This window comes from Streptomyces sp. NPDC031497, from assembly GCF_055580905.1.
The window spans coordinates 149,137-166,362 of record NZ_JBVIKO010000010.1 but is presented as its reverse complement, the minus strand read 5'-3'; the positions used below and the strand labels follow the sequence as shown (position 1 = coordinate 166,362).

The 17,226-nt window shown below is 72.7% G+C and carries 12 protein-coding genes and 1 pseudogene; 10 read left to right on the top strand and 3 right to left on the bottom strand.

Annotated features, from left to right (window positions below; translation table 11 throughout):
* Positions 1 to 165 precede the first annotated feature (165 nt).
* The 7 genes from xylB to exaC all read left to right on the top strand — a co-directional run bounded on the left by xylB (position 166) and on the right by exaC (position 9,372).
* Positions 166 to 1,611: a xylulokinase gene (gene xylB / locus ACZ5K7_RS22430; RefSeq protein ID WP_468915516.1), complete on the top strand. Its 1,446-nt coding sequence runs from the start codon at positions 166 to 168 to the stop codon at positions 1,609 to 1,611.
* 54 nt (positions 1,612 to 1,665) lie between these two features.
* Positions 1,666 to 2,874, top strand: coding sequence for an ROK family protein (locus ACZ5K7_RS22425; RefSeq protein WP_468915514.1), 1,209 nt, complete (start codon positions 1,666 to 1,668; stop codon positions 2,872 to 2,874).
* A 346-nt stretch (positions 2,875 to 3,220) separates the two neighbouring features.
* Positions 3,221 to 4,744: an APC family permease gene (locus ACZ5K7_RS22420; RefSeq protein ID WP_468915513.1), complete on the top strand. Its 1,524-nt coding sequence runs from the start codon at positions 3,221 to 3,223 to the stop codon at positions 4,742 to 4,744.
* Complete coding sequence (locus ACZ5K7_RS22415) at positions 4,741 to 5,754, top strand: acetamidase/formamidase family protein (protein ID WP_468915511.1); 1,014 nt, start codon at positions 4,741 to 4,743, stop codon at positions 5,752 to 5,754. Before ACZ5K7_RS22420 ends, ACZ5K7_RS22415 begins: the two co-directional genes overlap by 4 nt.
* 48 nt (positions 5,755 to 5,802) lie before the next feature.
* Positions 5,803 to 6,408 (top strand): N-acetylmuramoyl-L-alanine amidase, encoded by a 606-nt coding sequence (locus ACZ5K7_RS22410; protein ID WP_351698599.1) that lies wholly within the window; start codon positions 5,803 to 5,805, stop codon positions 6,406 to 6,408.
* A gap of 52 nt (positions 6,409 to 6,460) precedes the next feature.
* On the top strand, positions 6,461 to 7,753 hold the full coding sequence (locus ACZ5K7_RS22405; protein WP_351698597.1) for a GAF domain-containing protein: 1,293 nt from the start codon (positions 6,461 to 6,463) through the stop codon (positions 7,751 to 7,753).
* A 95-nt stretch (positions 7,754 to 7,848) separates the two neighbouring features.
* On the top strand, positions 7,849 to 9,372 hold the full coding sequence (gene exaC / locus ACZ5K7_RS22400; protein ID WP_468915509.1) for an acetaldehyde dehydrogenase ExaC: 1,524 nt from the start codon (positions 7,849 to 7,851) through the stop codon (positions 9,370 to 9,372).
* Positions 9,373 to 9,533: 161 nt separating this feature from the next.
* Here the strand turns inward: exaC and ACZ5K7_RS22395 are convergent, their stop codons facing one another.
* Entirely contained in the window at positions 9,534 to 10,991 is a 1,458-nt protein-coding gene (locus ACZ5K7_RS22395) for an enoyl-CoA hydratase/isomerase family protein (protein ID WP_468915508.1), read from the bottom strand.
* 28 nt (positions 10,992 to 11,019) lie between these two features.
* On the opposite strand from ACZ5K7_RS22395, the gene ACZ5K7_RS22390 reads away from it, so the two are divergent.
* Both ACZ5K7_RS22390 and ACZ5K7_RS22385 read left to right on the top strand, forming a co-directional pair.
* Entirely contained in the window at positions 11,020 to 12,366 is a 1,347-nt protein-coding gene (locus tag ACZ5K7_RS22390; protein WP_468915506.1) for a CoA transferase, read from the top strand.
* Complete coding sequence (locus ACZ5K7_RS22385; RefSeq protein ID WP_468915504.1) at positions 12,363 to 13,763, top strand: amidohydrolase family protein; 1,401 nt, start codon at positions 12,363 to 12,365, stop codon at positions 13,761 to 13,763. Before ACZ5K7_RS22390 ends, ACZ5K7_RS22385 begins: the two co-directional genes overlap by 4 nt.
* On the opposite strand, the gene ACZ5K7_RS22380 is transcribed toward ACZ5K7_RS22385, so the two are convergent.
* Positions 13,695 to 14,114, bottom strand: a complete 420-nt coding sequence (locus tag ACZ5K7_RS22380; protein ID WP_468915696.1) for an NAD-binding protein — start codon at positions 14,112 to 14,114, stop codon at positions 13,695 to 13,697. The two genes, ACZ5K7_RS22385 and ACZ5K7_RS22380, sit on opposite strands and share 69 nt — an antisense overlap.
* Before the next feature lie 217 nt (positions 14,115 to 14,331).
* Positions 14,332 to 14,703, bottom strand: a pseudogene (locus tag ACZ5K7_RS22375) (hydroxylase); the annotation flags it as partial.
* Positions 14,704 to 16,367: 1,664 nt separating this feature from the next.
* Between ACZ5K7_RS22375 and ACZ5K7_RS22370 the strand changes: the two are divergent.
* On the top strand, positions 16,368 to 17,216 hold the full coding sequence (locus ACZ5K7_RS22370) for a GAF and ANTAR domain-containing protein (RefSeq protein WP_468915503.1): 849 nt from the start codon (positions 16,368 to 16,370) through the stop codon (positions 17,214 to 17,216).
* Positions 17,217 to 17,226 lie beyond the last annotated feature (10 nt).

Genomic DNA, 17,226 nt, shown 5'->3' with positions numbered 1-17,226 from the left:
GTGCCGACTATTTCGTCATGGCGGTTTACAAATTAGTATGCCGACGCGTCCCTGGGAAGAGTCACCCTGTCCCCGAAGGACGGAAACCGGGTCGCGACACCCCCGTCGAACCGGGAAACTGCAGGTCAGATACACCGCGAGCCGCGGAAAAAGGGAGAGAGCCCGATGTCAGCAGCCGAGGGTCCGCTCGTCGTCGGCGTGGACACGTCCACCCAGTCCACCAAGGCGCTGGTGGTCGACGCGTCCACCGGCCAGGTCGTGGCGAGCGGCCAGGCACCGCACACCGTGTCCTCCGGCGCGGGCCGGGAGAGCGATCCGCGTCAGTGGTGGGACGCGCTGTGCGCGGCGCTGCACCAGTGCGGGGACGCGGCGCACGAGGCGGCGGCCGTGTCGATCGGCGGGCAGCAGCACGGTCTGGTCACGCTGGACGCGCGGGGCGAGCCGGTGCGGCCGGCCATGCTGTGGAACGACGTCCGTTCGGCGCCCCAGGCACAGCGGCTGATCGAGGAGCTGGGCGGCCCCAAGGCCTGGGCTGAGCGCACCGGCAGTGTTCCGGGCGCGTCGTTCACGGTCACGAAGTGGGCCTGGCTGGCGGAGCACGAGCCCGAGTCGGTCCGTGCGACCAGGGCGGTACGGCTCCCCCACGACTACCTCACCGAGCGCCTCACCGGCCAGGGCACGACCGACCGCGGCGACGCCTCCGGCACCGGCTGGTGGGCGTCGGCGACCGAGGCGTACGACGAGGAGACCCTCGCCCACGTGGGCCTGGACCCGGCGTTCCTGCCCCGGGTGGTCCGCCCCGGCGAGATCGCCGGCACTGTGCGCGACAGCCACGAACTGCCGTTCTCCAAGGGCACCCTGGTCGCACCCGGTACGGGCGACAACGCCGCGGCCGCGCTGGGGCTCGGGCTGCGCCCCGGCACCCCGGTGCTGAGCCTCGGCACGTCGGGCACGGTGTACGCGGTCTCGCGGCACCGCCCCGCCGACCCCACCGGCACCGTCGCTGGCTTCGCCGACGCGCACGGTGACTGGCTGCCGCTCGCCTGCACGCTGAACTGCACCCTCGCGGTCGACCGGGTCGCGGCGCTGCTCGGCCTGGACCGCGAGGCCGTCGAGCCCGGCACCTCGGTCACCCTGCTGCCGTACCTGGACGGCGAGCGCACCCCCAATCTGCCGAACGCCTCCGGGCTGCTGCACGGCCTGCGCCATGACACCACCGCCGGCCAGCTCCTGCAGGCCGCCTATGACGGCGCCGTGCACGCCCTGCTCGGCGCCCTGGACCTGGTGCTCGACGAGGACGCCGACCGGACCACGCCGCTGCTGCTGATCGGCGGCGGCGCCCGGGGTCGGGCCTGGCAGGAGACGGTCCGGCGGCTGTCGGGGCGCCCAGTGCAGGTGCCCGAGGCGAAGGAGCTGGTCGCCCTCGGCGCTGCGGCGCAGGCTGCCGGGCTGCTGACCGGTGAGGACCCGGCGGCGGTGGCGCGGCGCTGGAACACGGCGGCGGGGCCGGTGCTGGACGCGGTGGAGCGGGACGCGGCGACGCTGGCCAGGATCTCCGGGGTACTCTCCGACGCGGCCCCGCTGCTGGAGCGGGCGCCGGAGGACCGCTGACCACACGGGAGGCAGGTCGCGGACCGTCCGGGGGACTGAGGGATTGATGGAGGCATGACCGCACCACTGCACGAGGCCCGCCCCACGGCGACCGGCCGCGCCCTGCCGGACACCCAGCAGGGCATGCGCCGGCGCAACCTCGCGCGCGTGCTGCACGCGGTCAGTGCCGAGGGTTCGCTGTCGCGGGCCGCGGTCGCCTCGCGCATCGGTCTGACCAGGGCGGCGGTGTCGACCCTGGTGGACGAGCTGATCCGCTGGGGACTCCTGGAGGAGCTGGGCCCCGAGCGGCCCAGCCGCGTCGGGCGGCCGGGCTCGGCGCTCGCGGTGAGCGGACGCGGCCCGGCCGGTATCGGAGCGGAGGTCGGTGTCGACCATCTCGCCGTGTGCGCGATGGATCTGCGCGGCGAGGTACGCGCGCGTGCCGTGCGGCACGGCGCCAACCGGGGCCGGGCACCGGAGCCGGTGGTCGAGGAGCTGACCGCGCTGGTCCGGCGGGTCGTGACGGACGCGGAGCGGGAGGGCCTGTGGCCGGCCGGTCTCGCGGTCGCCGTCCCCGGCCTGGTGGCCCGTGACGGGCACACGGTCGTCCATGCCCCGAACCTCGACTGGCACGACACCGACCTCGGGGCGCTGCTGCCCGAGGACATCCCGCTGACGGTCGACAACGAGGCCAACTTCGGCGCCCTGGCGGAGCTGTGGCTCGGCGACGCCACCCCGCCGGATTTCCTGCACGTGTCCGCGGAGATCGGTATCGGCGCCGCGGTCGTCGTGGACGGTCAGTTGCTGCGCGGGAAGCGGGGTTTCGCGGGCGAGCTCGGCCATGTGCCGGTCCACCCCGACGGGCCGCACTGCGCCTGCGGCGGACGCGGGTGCCTGGAGCAGTACGCCGGCGAGGAGGCGGTGCTGCGCGCGGCCGGTCTCGAACCCCGCGAGGACGCGGTGGGCCTGCTCGCGCAGCGGGCGGGCGAGGACCACGAGGGAGTACGGCGCGCCCTGCACGACGCCGGTACGGCCCTCGGCATCGCCCTGACCGGTGCCGTCAACCTCCTCGACCCCGAGTCGGTGGTCCTGGGCGGCGCGCTGGCCGGCCTCGCTCCGTGGCTTCTCCCGTCCCTGCAAACCGAACTGGCCGACCGCACTACCGGCCCGGCCTGCCCGGTCACCGTCTCCCGCCTCGGCCCGGAAGGGCCCCTCCTGGGCGCCGCCCACTCGGTGGTCCGCGCCGTACTGGACGATCCGGCGACGGTGGCGGAAAGGGTCTGAGGGCCGACCGACCAACCAGTCGGAGCCCCGGCCCTCCAACCAGTCGTAGCCCGGTCCTCCAGCCGGTCTGAGCCCCGGCCCTCCAACCAGTCGTAGCCCGGCCCCCAACCAGTCGGAGCCTCGACTGGCCAGCCGGTCTGTGGGCCGGGCCGACCAGCGGTTACCCGCGATCGACCGCGCACCCCGCGTTCCTTGCCTCACCCGTTCGGGTGGCGAGGTTTTCCACAACCGCCGCCCTGTCCACGGAATCACTCGGCGCTCTTCTGCCCAACCCGCGGGCGCCGTACCGTGATTCACGCGAAGCGGTCCGTGGGACCGATGGGTTCACGCACGTCGGGGGGTGTGTATGGCCGAGAAGACGGCCACAGGAGCGGCCGCGGGGCTGCGGCGGGACGCGGTCGGGTTGCGGGAGGTGCTGTTCCAGAGCGTCACGGCGATGGCGCCCGCCGCTGCCGTCGCCGCGTCCATTCCGTCGGGGGCGGCCTTCGCCGGAGGCAGTCTGCCGCTGGCCGTGGTCATCGCTCTGGTGGCCTGTCTGTTCACCGCGTCCTGTGTCGCCGAGCTGGCCCGGGAATTACCGGCGGCCGGCTCCGTGGCCACGTACGCGGCGCGGGGGCTGCATCCGGCCGTGGGGTTCCTGGTCGGCTGGGGCTACGTGTTCGTGGAGGCACTGATACCGCCGTTGCTGCTGCTCCAGCTCGGGTTCACCGCGGCGGGCACCCTGCATGACGAGTGGGCCTCCTGGCCAGCCGATCTGTGGTGGCCGTGGTCGCTCGCCGGTGCCGCCGTCATAGCCGTCACCGGGTATCTGGGGGTGCGTGCCTCGGCGCGTTTCGGAACCGTCCTCGGCGTCTTCGAGATCGCGGTCTTCCTCGTCTTCGCCATCTTGCTGATCGGCAAGGTCGGTGCCCACAACACCCTTTCCGTGTTCGGTACCTCGCACACGGCGGAGGGCTACCGGGGCATCAGCGGGGTCTTCGCGGGTTCCGTCTACACCGTGCTGGCGTTCGCCGGTTTCGAGGCGGCCGCGCCGCTCGCCGAGGAGACCCGCGACCCGCGCCGCACGATGCACCGCGCGGTCCTCGGCGCGGCCCTGGGGATCGGCCTGTTCTATGTGGTGACGACCTACGCGATGACCGTGTACTTCGGGCCGGACCGGTTCGCCGGCTTCGGCGCGGCGGGCGAGGCGTCCTGGGAGGGTGTCGCCCGGGCCTCCTTCGGGCTCTTCTGGGTCCTGGTGTTCCTCGCCGTGGTGAACTCGACGATCGCCAACGCCAACGCCTGTGCCAACGTGTCCACCCGGACGGCCTTCGCGCTGGCCCGCATCCGGGTCCTGCCGCGCGTCCTCGCCACGCTCCACCCCCGGTACCGCTCCCCCGTCGTCGGCATCGCGGTCCAGACGGTAGTGGCCGTCGGCGCCGTGCTGGGGCTGGGCTTCGGTTACGACCCGGTGACCGCGTTCCTGCTGCTGGCCACGGTGATCGTGACGGTGGTCGTCGGCGTCTACATCGTCGTCAATCTCGCCTGTGCGGGCTACTTCCTGCGCCGCGGCCGGGAGTCCCTCCGACCGGTACGGCATCTGCTCCTCCCGCTGCTGGGCATCGTGGCCTTCGTGCCCGCCTTGCTCACCGCGGCCGGCCTGCCCGTCTTCGACTTCGTGACGAAGCTGACCGCCCCGGTGTCGTACGCCGGTCCGGTGGTCGGCGTCTGGATGGCGACCGGCGTGGTCGTGCTCCTGGCGCTGATACGCCGTCACCCCGAGCGCATAGCCGAGACGGCACGCGTCCATCTCGAAGAACTCGAAGAACTCGAACAAGGCGACGACCGAGCAGACGCCGTCGACCGGCGGAACGGAGACCTCCCGCGATGACCGACCCCCTCATCCTCACCGTCCGGCCCGGACCGGGCGAATACGCGTGGACGTTCGGCGGAGTGCCGCCGGTGGCACGGATCGCGCCCGGCACCGTGCTCGACCTGTACACGGAGGACTGCTTCGCCGGACGGGTGCGGTCCGAGAAGGACCTGGTGTCCGAGGTGTGCGAGTTCCCGTTCCTCAACCCGCAGACCGGGCCCTTCCACATCGAGGGTGCGGAGCCGGGGGACACCGTCGCCGTGCACTTCGTGTCCATCGAACCGGCGCGGGACTGGGCGGCGTCCACGACGGTCCCCCTGTTCGGCGCGCTCACCTCGACGCACACCACGGCCACCCTGCAGCCGCCGCTCCCGGAGAAGGTCTGGATCTGGCAGCTGGACCGGACCCGGCGCACGGCCCTGTTCCGGGCCCACGAGGGCGGCATCGAGCTGGAGCTGCCGCTGGATCCGATGCACGGGACGGTCGGCGTGGCCCCGGCCAATCTGGAGGTCCGCTCGGCCCTGGTGCCCGACGCGCACGGCGGGAACATGGACACGCCCGAGATGCGGGAGGGCGTCACCTGCTATCTCGGGGTGAACGTCGAGGGCGCGCTGCTCAGTCTCGGTGACGGGCACGCCCGGCAGGGCGAGGGCGAGACCTGCGGGGTGGCCGTCGAGTGCGCGATGAACACCGTGGTGATCGTGGAGCTTCTGAAGGGGATCGCGACGCCGTGGCCCCGGCTGGAGTCGGACACGCACATCGTGTCGACGGGGTCCGCGCGTCCGCTGGAGGACGCCTTCCGGATATCGCAGCTCGACCTGGTGCAGTGGCTGGTGCGGGACTACGGATTCGCCGAACCGGACGCCTACCAGTACGCGACTCAGACGGTGGAATCACCGTTGGCCAACGTGTGCGACACCAACTACACGTGTGTGGCCAAGCTCCGCAAGGAGTGGCTGCCCGCGCGCGAGACTTACCGCGGACTGCACGCGCGGCTGCGCGAGACCGCGGCGGCCCTGCGCGGCTGACCGCGACTCCCCCAGGCTTCAGGCACGCTTCCGAAAGGCACCTCACCCATGGACCGGGCACGACCGCTCCCCAGCAGGCGATGGCTCCTGAAGGGCGCGGCTCTCGCCGCCGTCCCGTACGCGCTGCTCCCCGAGAGCCGCGCGGGCGCGCAGACCGGAGTCGTCGACTACCCGAAGGCCGAGTGGCAGGCGGCGAGCAGTGACAACCGCACATCGGCCCAGCGCCCCGACGAGTACGACGTCGACCGGGTGATCATCCACGTCACCCAGCAGGCGTACGCCGGCACGCTGTCCATCTTCCAGAACCCGAAGAAGCGGGTGTCCGCGCACTATCTGGTGCGTTCGGCGGACGGCCATGTGGCGCAGTGCGTCCGGGAGTCGGATGTCGCCTGGCACGCGGGGAACTGGGACTACAACACTCGCAGTGTCGGCATCGAGCACGAGGGCTGGGTGAACAAGCCGGAGTACTTCACCGACGCCCTGTACGCGGAGTCGGCGCGGCTGACGGCGTCGATCTGCGACAGATACGGCATCCCGAAGGACCGCGAACACATCATCGGCCATGTCGAGGTGCCGGGGACCGACCACACGGATCCGGGAAAGTACTGGGACTGGGTCCGTTACATGAGACTGGTCGGCCTGTCCTCGGAGTGAGAGCGAGTCAGGGCGGTCGAAACGGTTGTCGGCGCGAACACCCCGAGTGACGATGTCCCCAGCCGCATCGCCGTCCGGGGAGGCCGAGTTGACCGATCCGTGGGTGGCCCTGGAACCGGGGGCCGACCCTGCCGAGCGCGTCCGGGTGCTACGCCGGGCACACGAGACGTTCACCACGGCGGGTACCGTGCCGCGCCCGGTGCGGTCGGTGGTGGCCGAGTCGTGGCGGCGTTCGGTGCGGGCCGGGGTGGGACCGGACGGCGCGGCCCGGGTGGAGCTGACGGACGGCGACCTCGGGGCCTATCGCGCGGAGCATCCGCTGGCCAGGGTGATGCCGCTGGTCCGGGAGCTGATGGGCACGTTCGCGGCGGACGGCGAACATCTGCTGGCGGTGTGCGACGCGGACGGCAGGCTGCTCTGGGTGGAGGGGCATCCGGCGACCCGGCGCCGGGCGGACCGGATGAACTTCGTGCCGGGCGCGCGCTGGTCGGAGACGGCGGTCGGTACCAACGCGCCCGGGACGGCGGTGGCGGTGGACCGGCCGGTGCAGGTGTTCGCGGCGGAGCACTTCATCCGTCGGGTGCAGCCGTGGACGTGCGCGGCGGCACCGGTGCACGATCCGCGCACCGGGCGGGTGCTGGGCGCCGTCGACATCACCGGCGGCGACCGGCTGGCGCATCCGCACAGCCTGGGCTTCGTCCAGGCGGTGGCGCGGGCCGCCGAGTCACAGCTGGCGCTGCTGGATCCGCCGACACCCGCCGACGAGGCGCCCGCGCTGGCGGCGCTCGGCCGTGACGAGGCCGAACTCCGGCTGGCCGGGCACCGGATCAGGCTCGGCCGCCGGCACAGCGAGCTGCTGGTGCTGCTGTCCCGGCACCCGGAGGGACTGACGGGCGACGAGCTGCTGTGTGCGCTGTACGCGGACGAGTCGGTGACGCCGGTTACCCTGCGGGCCGAACTGGCACGGCTGCGAAGGCTGTTGGGGCCCGGGTTGCTGGCCTCCCGGCCGTACCGGCTGACCGCTCCGGTCGAGTCCGACGCGACCGTCGTCGAGCGGCGGCTGGAGGCGGGGGCGGTGGCCGCGGCCGTGACGGCGTACCCGGGGCCGTTGCTGCCCGGTTCGCAGGCGCCGGCGGTCGTACTGCTCAGGCAGCGGCTGGCGGACGGTCTGCGGGCCGCGCTGATCGCGCGCCGTGACCCCGATCTGCTGGCGGACTGGGCGCACGCTCCGTGGGGCGAGGACGACATCGAGGTGTGGCGGGCCCTCGCGGCGGTGCGGCCGACGGCGGTCGTACGCAGCCGGTTGACCTCGCTGGAGTCCGAGTTGGCGGCGCCCGCGCGCTGACCTGCGGTGCAACGTGGGCGCAACGTCCGCCCCACTAGCCTGCGCGCCGGAGCTGCCCAACGGCGGGCAGCGCATCTGCAAGGAGGCAGGCCACCATGACCCGTTTCGCGGCGCCCGGCACCGAGGGTGCGATCGTCTCCTACCAGACGCGCTACGACCACTTCATCGGCGGCGAGTATGTGCCGCCGGCCCGGGGACAGTACTTCGAGAACCCGTCGCCGGTGAACGGTCAGCCGTTCACCGAGGTCGCACGGGGCACCGCCGAGGACGTGGAGCGGGCACTGGACGCGGCACACGCGGCCGCGCCGGGCTGGGGCCGTACGTCGGTGACGGAGCGTTCCGACATCCTCCTCAAGATCGCCGACCGGATGGAGGCCCACCTCGAACCGCTCGCGGTCGCCGAGAGCTGGGAGAACGGCAAGCCGGTACGGGAGACGCTGGCCGCGGACATCCCGCTCGCCATCGACCACTTCCGCTACTTCGCGGGCGCGATCCGCGCGCAGGAGGGTTCGCTGGGCGAGATCGACGACGACACGGTGGCGTACCACTTCCATGAGCCACTCGGGGTAGTGGCGCAGATCATCCCGTGGAACTTCCCGATCCTGATGGCCACTTGGAAGCTGGCGCCCGCCCTGGCCGCCGGCAACGCCGTCATCATCAAGCCGGCCGAGCAGACCCCCGCCTCCATCCACTACTGGATGAGCCTGATCGCGGACCTGCTGCCGCCGGGCGTGGTGAACATCGTCAACGGCTTCGGTGTGGAGGCGGGCAAGCCGCTGGCGTCCAGTCCGCGGGTGGCGAAGGTCGCCTTCACCGGGGAGACCACCACCGGGCGGCTGATCATGCAGTACGCCTCGGAGAACATCAAGCCGGTCACCCTCGAACTGGGCGGCAAGTCCCCGAACCTCTTCTTCGACGACGTCTGGGCGCACGACGACGACTTCCGCGACAAGGCCCTCGAAGGCTTCACGATGTTCGCGCTCAACCAGGGCGAGGTCTGCACCTGCCCGTCCCGGGCGCTCGTCCAGCGCGGCCACTACGCCGAGTTCATGGCGGCGGCGGTCGCCCGCACCCAGCAGATCAAGCCGGGCCACCCTCTCGACACGGACACGATGATCGGCGCACAGGCCTCCAACGACCAGCTGGAGAAGATCCTCTCCTACCTGGACATCGGCAGGCAGGAGGGCGCGAAGATCCTCACAGGCGGCGAACGCGTCGAGTACGACGGCGAGTTGAAGGGCGGCTACTACGTCCAGCCGACCGTCTTCGAGGGTGACAACCGGATGCGGATCTTCCAGGAGGAGATCTTCGGCCCGGTCGTGTCGGTGGCGTCCTTCGACGACTTCGACGACGCCATCAAGATCGCGAACGACACACTGTACGGCCTCGGCGCGGGCGTCTGGACCCGCGACATCAACACCGCGTACCGCGCGGGCCGCGCGATCCAGGCGGGCCGGGTATGGACGAACTGCTACCACGCGTACCCCGCGCACGCGGCGTTCGGCGGCTACAAGCAGTCCGGGATCGGTCGCGAGACCCACAAGATGATGCTGGAGCACTACCAGCAGACGAAGAATCTTCTGGTGTCGTACTCGCCGCGCAAGCTGGGCTTCTTCTAGAGCCACACGAAAGGGTGCCTGACCTGGGAAATCTCCCGTCAGGCACCCTTCGCAGTCACCGTTCAAGCAGTATGGCGAAAAGACGCCCCACCTCCGTTTTGTCCCACCGGTGACCCAGTGTTGCCCACCTGATCCGGAATATTTCCGGACCAGATTCCGGGTCACCCGACCCCGTCAGGAGCCGGTGAGCCCTCCCCACGTTTCATCGACTCCTCAAGCAACTGGTCGGCACGGTCTCGGGCCCCAGCCAGGGGCTTCGCGTAGTAGCGGAAGAGGACCTGAATGCTCTGACCTGCCCTAGGAGCACATTCGGCGGGGTCCACACCGGAGGCCGGCCAGAAGGAGATGCCGGCGTGGCGCAGGTCGTACGGCCGCTTGGCGAGGTTCAGTGCGTGCTCGTCCAAGGTGAGTGCTGCTTCCCTGGCGCGTCCCCAGGTGACGTAGTGCGCCGCGTTGTCGATGTAGTTGCCGGCCGCGCCCTGGAAGATCCTTCCGTCGGCAGCCGCACCGAAACGGGCGATGTGGTCAAGGAGCATGCGCACGAGTACCGGCGGAACAGGAACCGGGCGAGTGACCTTGGCTGCGCGCCGCTTCAGAGAGGGGGAGGTGATCAGTCCCTGGGAACGGAGTGAGCAGCGGGAACTCACACCAGGGCTTGTTCTCAGCAGGGCGTTGAGATCCGGTAACCGGATGCGGAAGAGGTTCGGTCGCTTGGCAGTATGGGGCCGACAACCGGGAGGCGAAGGCCGGGAGTTCGATGCCCGCGCCGACACAGGTCCCGTGGATCCTGGCGGTGAGCCGCCCACCGAGGGCGTGCAGGCGCAGGGCGCACCCGTCCGGGTGCGGATCAGATGCGCGGCGGCGAGGTCCGTGGCGGTGCCGAACTCGTCCAGGTCGCCGCCGGAGCTGAAGCAAGGACCGTTGCCGTCCAGGACCACCTCACGCACGGTCTCGTCCCAGACGGCGATGTCCAAGGCCGCGACCAGGGCGTGCCGCAGCTGCGCGCCGTGCGCATTGCGCCGCTCGGGCCGGTCGAGCGTGATCCGCAGGACGTCGCCCGTACGGCGCACCAGCACGGGCTCGCCGGTCGCGGGCGGCGGTGCGGGCCTCGGGCCGCGCGCCGCGAGCCATCCGGCGAAGCCGGAACCGCCGAGCAAGGCCGAGTACGCCATCGACTCCAGGTCGAGTGCCTGTGGCACCGGCAACCGCCCTGTCATGCCGAGGACTTGGCGCAGCACCAAAGGCGCCTCGGGCTGTTCCTCGGCCCGTGCGCGCAGGAACTCCGCCTCGGCGGCCGGGTTCGTGACCGCCACCGTCGCCGCACTCCCGGCGGCGTCCGTCGCGCAGAGGCGGTCGCGGGGGGCCTGTACCAGCGTCAGGTCCAGGGCGCCGAGGAGGTCGTCGGGGCAGTCGGGAACCGGTCGACCGGTGCGTCCGACCAGCAGCCGGCTGCTGTCCCGGGCGCGGCGGACGGCGCGCTCCAGGTCGGCGGCAGCGGGTGCGGTCGCCGGGTCCAGATCGACGACCATCAGCGGCCGGGACGGTCTTGCGTGCGCGTCCAGGAGATCGGCGTCCGCCGCCCCGGCCGCGAGATCGGTCACTGAGATCGCTGTGGTCACGGGCACCTCTCTGATCTACCATCCCCGCATGGCCGACGACGCGGCATCCGGCGGTACGACTCGGTCCGCCGCCCGGCGCCGAGCACCCGGCCGCGCGTCGGCGCCTCCCTCGGGCCGGCCGCCCGCCGACGCGACGGCCCGGCCCTGGCCCGAGACCGAGCCTTCACGCCTCGCGGAGGACTGGGCCCGCAGCGGCATCCCCCTGCTGACCGGTCATGCCGACGGGCCCCCGCTGCTGCCGCCCGGCGGGGCGGCCACCTTCGCCTCCCTGCTGGCCGACCACGTCGCCGCCGCCGGTGGGGCGCGGCTCGACGGGGCCCGGCTCCTCGCCGAGCGGGCCGCGCTCAGTGGCCGGGGGCGGCGAGGCCGGCTGTCGCTGGGCGGCAGCTGCCGGCTGCTGCCCACTCGGGACGGCTGGGCCGCCGTCTCCGACGCGCGTCCGGACGATCCCCTGCTGTGGAGCGCGCTGATCGGCCGGGATCTCGAACCCGGGGCGCTGCCCGGCCGGTTGGCCGACTGGCTCGCCGCGCACGACGGCACCGAGCTGGACGAGCGCGTGGAACTCCTCGGTCTCGCGGGCGGTTCGGTCCGGCCCAGGCCCGGCCGGACCTGCCCGCTGCCCGGAAACCCGCGGGGTGCGGCGGGGCTGCTGGTGGTCGACTTCAGCGCCCTGTGGGCGGGGCCGCTCTGTGCGCATCTGCTCGGCACGGCGGGAGCGACGGTCGTCAAGGTGGAGACGCCGTCCCGTCCGGACGGCGCCCGCTTCGGCGATGCCGCCTTCTACGACCTACTGCACGCCGGGCATGCCTCGGTCGTCCTGGACCCCACGGACGCGCACGGCCGGGCCGCCCTGCACGAGCTGGTGAGCCGGGCGGACGTGGTCGTCGAGGCCTCCCGTCCCCGCGCCCTCGCCGGGTTCGGACTCGACGCCGAGGCGGAGGCGGCCCGCGGCTGCACCTGGGTATCGATCACGGCGTACGGGCGTGCCTCGGGGCGGGTCGGCTTCGGCGACGACGTCGCCGCCGCCCGCGGACTGCTCGGCGTGGACACGGACGCGCTGCCCGTGTTCGCCGGTGACGCCGTGGCCGACCCGCTCACCGGTCTGCTCGCCGCCGCGCTCGTCCTGTCAGAGCGGCCGGGCGGTGGCGGTGCGGCCCTGGACGTGGCGATGGCGGACGTGGTGTCCGCCTCCCTCGCCGTTTCCGGCGGCCGCGACACCCGTCTCGTCGGGCACGGCGAGGGCTGGCTGGTGGAGAGTGACGGTACGTCGTACCCGTTGGCCGCCCCGCGTCCGCGCCGGCCGGCCGCCACCGCCTCGGCGAGCGGCGCCGACACCGCCGCGGTGCTGCGCGGCCTGGGGATCCGGCTGCCGTGAGCGGGCTGCTGATCCGGGACGCGGAGGTCGACGGCCGACGGTGCTCCGCCCGCGTCCGGGACGGACGGGTCGCGGAGCTCGGTCCGGGGCTCGCGCGCGCACCCGGCGAGGAGGAGGTCGACGCGGCGGGCGGTGCTCTGCTAGCCGGGCTGACGGACCATCACCTCCACTTGTTCGCGCTGGCGGCCGCGCTCTCCTCCGTACGATGCGGCCCTCCCGACGTCCGCGACCGCGCGGCGCTGCGGGCGGCGCTGCACCGGGCGGCTCCGGACCGGCACGGCTGGGTCCGGGGCATCGGCTACGACGAACGGGTCGCCGGATCGCTGGACGCCGCCGGCCTCGACGCGCTGCGCGCGGACGTCCCGGTGCGTGTCCAGCACCGCAGTGGCGCCCTGTGGGTGCTCAACTCCCGTGCTGCCGAACGGGTCAGCCTCGCGCACGGGCGTCACCCCGGCATCGAAAAGGATGCCGCCGGACAGCCGACGGGGCGGGTGTGGCGGGCCGACGACTGGCTGCGCGAGCGGCTGCCCGGGGCCGTCGCGCCGTCCCTGGCGACGGTGGGCCGTCGGCTCGCCGGTTACGGCATCACGGCCGTGACGGACGCCACCCCGCGCCTGACCGCCCGGTCCTTCGCCGCGCTCGTCGCGGAGGCGGACAGTGGTCGCCTGCCCCAGCGGCTGCTCCTGCTAGGGGCACCACTCGGGACACCGTCGACCGCACGGCCGGTGCCCGGCCCCTGGAAGATCGTCCTCGCGGACTCCGGGCTGCCGGACTTCGACCGGCTGACCGAGGAGATCGACGCCGCGCACCGGCGAGGCCGTCCCGTCGCCGTGCACACGGTCACGGCCGTCTCCCTCGCCCTGCTCCTCGCGGCGCTGGAGGAGACCGGCGTGCTCCCCGGTGACCGCGTCGAACACGCGGCCGTGGTGCCGGCCGAGGCCGTACCCGTCGTACGACGCCTGGGGCTGAGGGTGGTCACCCAGCCCGGTTTCCTGTCCGACCGCGGCGACGACTTCCTCGACGGCTCCCCGCCGCACGAGCAGGCCGACCTGTACCGGTGTGCCTCGTTCCTGCGCGGCGGTGTCCCGCTGGCGCTGTCGAGCGACGCCCCGTACGGGCCGCTCGACCCCTGGTCCGTGATCCGGGCGGCGGCCACGAGACACGTCCCCGGCGGGCGGACCGCGAACCCCGCCGAACGCGTCACCGCCGCCGAGGCGCTGAACTCGTATCTCTCATCGCCCCACTCCCCCGGCTCCCCTCCGCCGCGCCTACGTCCCGGCTCGCCCGCCGACCTCGTCCTGCTCGCCGTCCCGTTGGCCGATGCCCTGTCACATCCGTCGGCCGGCCTTGTGCGGCTGACCCTCATCGAGGGGAGGGTCTGCCATACCGGGTTCTGAAGTGAGCCTGGGGCGTTGCCCGTTCATCAGGGCGAGGGCGGCGCCGGCGGCCGGCAGGACGACGGCGGGCTCGGCGCCACCCGTCTCGGTGACGTCGGTGAGCAGTCGGACGTCCTTGCGGAGCAGGGGCCCGGCGTGGGCGGCGAACCGGTCCAGGGTGCCGCCGGCCGCCGCCACCCGGTCCAGCGCGAAGCCGGCCGCGCTGCCGTGCGCGAGGACCCGGGCGAGGGCGGCTGGGTCGATCGCCAGGTCCCGGCCGAGGGCGAGGGTGTCGGCGGCGATGGCCAGGCTGGCCGTGAACAGGACGTTGTTGAGGAGTTTCGCGAGCTGGCCGGTGCCGAGCGGGCCCATGTGCACGACCGGGTCGGCCTAGGTCGCGAACACCGGTCGGCAGTAGGCGACCGTGCCGGGCTCGCCCCCTGCCATCACCACCAGTCTGCCCTCGGCGGCCGCCGGACCGCCGCCGCTGACCGGGGCGTCGATCAGCGTCACGCCGTGCGTGCGGGCGTCCAGCAGCAGTGCCGCGCTGGAGAGGTAGTCGCCGTATCCGCCGCGGTCCGACGTGCGCGTCCCGCCAGTAGCGCTGGATCGGGTTGCCGCGCCGGATCGCGTTGCCGCCGGACCGCGCGAAGATCTCGTCCAGGGCGGAGACGGCCCGCCAGGCACACCGGACCTGGTTGCGCCGTACGTTCGCCCGGTCCTCGATGGTGATCAGCTGACCGGCCTCGGCCTTGTCGTACATGCGGCTGATGCCGTCGATGAGCTGGACCCGGGAGGCGGCGATCTCGGCGGCGGCCTCCCCGGCCGCGTAGAGCACGTACGGGTCGTCGCGGACCTGGACACCGGTCACGGCGACCCGGTCCTTCTGCTGGCCGAGGTGCACGGCGAGCGCGCCCTCGCAGATGCCGATGACGGCCGCGGTGATCCCGAGCGGGAACATCGAGGCGAAGGGCAGCTTGTACAGCGTGTCGGTGAGCCCGATCGCCTCGGCGGCGGCCCCGTCCTGGACTGCCTCCTGCCGCACGGTGCGGTACTCGGGGATGAACGCCTTGTCGACGACGACGTCCTTGCTGCCGGTGCCGGACAGGCCGACGACGTCCCAGGTGCCGTCGACGATCTCGTAGTCCGAGCGGGGCAGCACCACGTGCATCACGGTGATCGGCCCGGCCGGCTTGCCCTTCCCGTCGCCGAGGAACGCGCCGAGGAAGTCCCAGCGGCAGTGGTCGCTGCCGGAGGAGAACGGCCAGCGGCCGCTGAGGACATAGCCGCCGTCCACCGGGTCGGCGATGCCGTTGGGCATGTAGGGGGAGGCGATCCAGGTGTCCGGGTCGTCGTCCCACACCTCGTGGGCGAGCCGCGGGTCCATCTGGGCCAGCTCCCACGGGTGGACCCCGACGACACCGCACACCCAGCCGGCGGCCCCGTCGTGCCGCGCGACCGCCATCACCGCTTCCGCGAAGTCCCGTGGATGAGCGCCGAAACCGCCGAACTCCTTGGGCTGCAGCAACGCCCCCGGTTGCTCCCACGCTTTCCGCAGCCGCCCGATCGTCAGATTCCGGCCCGCTCGGATCCACCGCGGCGCAGGGCTGGGGACTATGGTGGTGAACGGACGCCCAGGACCCCGGTGGACGCACGGCCTGCTGACCACGATGCCACGGGAGCGGAATCTCGTCCGGACCCGTCGCATCTTCGAGGAGATCCCTGTCGGGCACCGAGCCTCGGAGCGCGGAACCCCGACCTGGTGACCCACTCACGTCCTCGTACGCCCCGCCCTCGGTCGCACCCCGCCGGGTATGAAGCCCGGCGCCTCGCGGGCGGTGCCCGGTGGCGGTGCCGAGAACACCTGAACGGCTGGAACAGAGGTGTCATGCCTTATTCTGCGGCTGTCCATTCGCCGGCAGGGCTCGCGTCCGATCGCGCCGCCCTTGTCCCTTCCAGCGGGCGGGGGCGCCATGATCACCCCTCCGGCCCGCGGTCAGCCGTGGAGCGGAGGAGATGGCGAGCAGCCCGCTCGGGAAGCGCTGTGCCCGCGTCGGCCCAGTCGCCGGCAGGCCGCCTGTTCCCGCGGGGATCTCGCGGGTCCGTCGCCGAGTCCCGCGCAGCGGCGTTCGGCGAAGATGCTCGCGAGTCGAGCCCAAAAGTCCGTCCAGGACGTCTCGCCGTCGCCGTACGGCAGCCCGGATTCTCCGTGGTGATCGCGGAGACCGCGGCCCTGGAGGGCTGCGGGTTCGAATCTTCCCCGGGGCGGCGGAACCGGCGGCTCCCCCACGCGGCCCCAGCCCCCCGTGTCATAGGCGATGACGACTTCGGGCGGCCGGGATTCGACGGAGCGCTCCCGCCCGCCGTCGGCCGGATCACCGGCGCCGCCTTCGCCGGGCTCCTGGTTCACCCGCAAGAGCGGCACCGGGATGTGGCCCGACGGTTGCAGGAACCGCTCCTCTCCGAACCCCAGGCATCACTCGGTGTCGCCTCGGCGGGCCGGGCCGACGAGCCGATCGTGGCCTCCCTCCGCTCCTGGCTCAGGAAGGACGTCCGAAACGTCCGTCGACCGGCCGACGGTGCCGTGTTCCTGGCGCCGGCTCCCCCTTTGATCCGGTGGTCACCGTGATCCCCGGCAGCCGGTCGGCGCGGATCCAGGCTCTCGTGGCCGAGCAGGCGGCCCTGCGCGGCGCCCGGGTCGGCCTCCTCGACGTGTGTACGGCGGCGGTGACGGCGCTGCCGGTAGGCGGGGCCGGGGTGTCGGCGATGTCCCGCGGGCGGGCGAGTCATCCGCTGTGCAGCACCGACTCCGTCAGTCGGCAGCTGGAAGAACTCCAGCTCACCCTGGGCGAGGGGCCGTGCGTGGATGCCTTTGTCCTCGGCTCCTCGGTCCTCTGCACCGACTTGTTGGCCGGTGAACTCCAGCGGCATTGGGCGGTGTTCGCCGACGCGGCCCTGGAAGCCGGAGCCAGGGCGGTCTTCGCCTTCCCCCTGCAGATCGGGGCCATCAGCCCCGGCGTACTCGATCTGTACTCCAGCACCTCGGTCGAGCTGGACGCGGACGAGGTGGCCGACGCGATGGCCTTCGCCGACGCTGCCACGTTGCTTCTGCTCGACGCCGGGATCAGCGAGACAGGCGTCCCGTCCGACACCAGCGCGTCCGACACCGACGTGGCCGGCACGGACCGGCCGGACGCCGCACCCTTCGATGACCTGGGCGGTTACCGGGCCGAGATCGACCAGGCCACCGGCATCCTCATGGTCCAGCTCGGCGTCAGCGTCGAGGAGGCATTCATCCGGCTGCGCGCCCACGCGTACGCCCGGGGGATACGGATCTCGGTGGTCGCCGCCGACGTGGTCGCCCACCGGCTCCACTTCCCCCGGGAGACGACACCGTCCGACGTGAGACCGCCGGATGCGCGTCCCTCCGATACCAAACCGCCGGATGCGCGGCCGCCCGACGAGGAGCCCTGATGCTCACGCC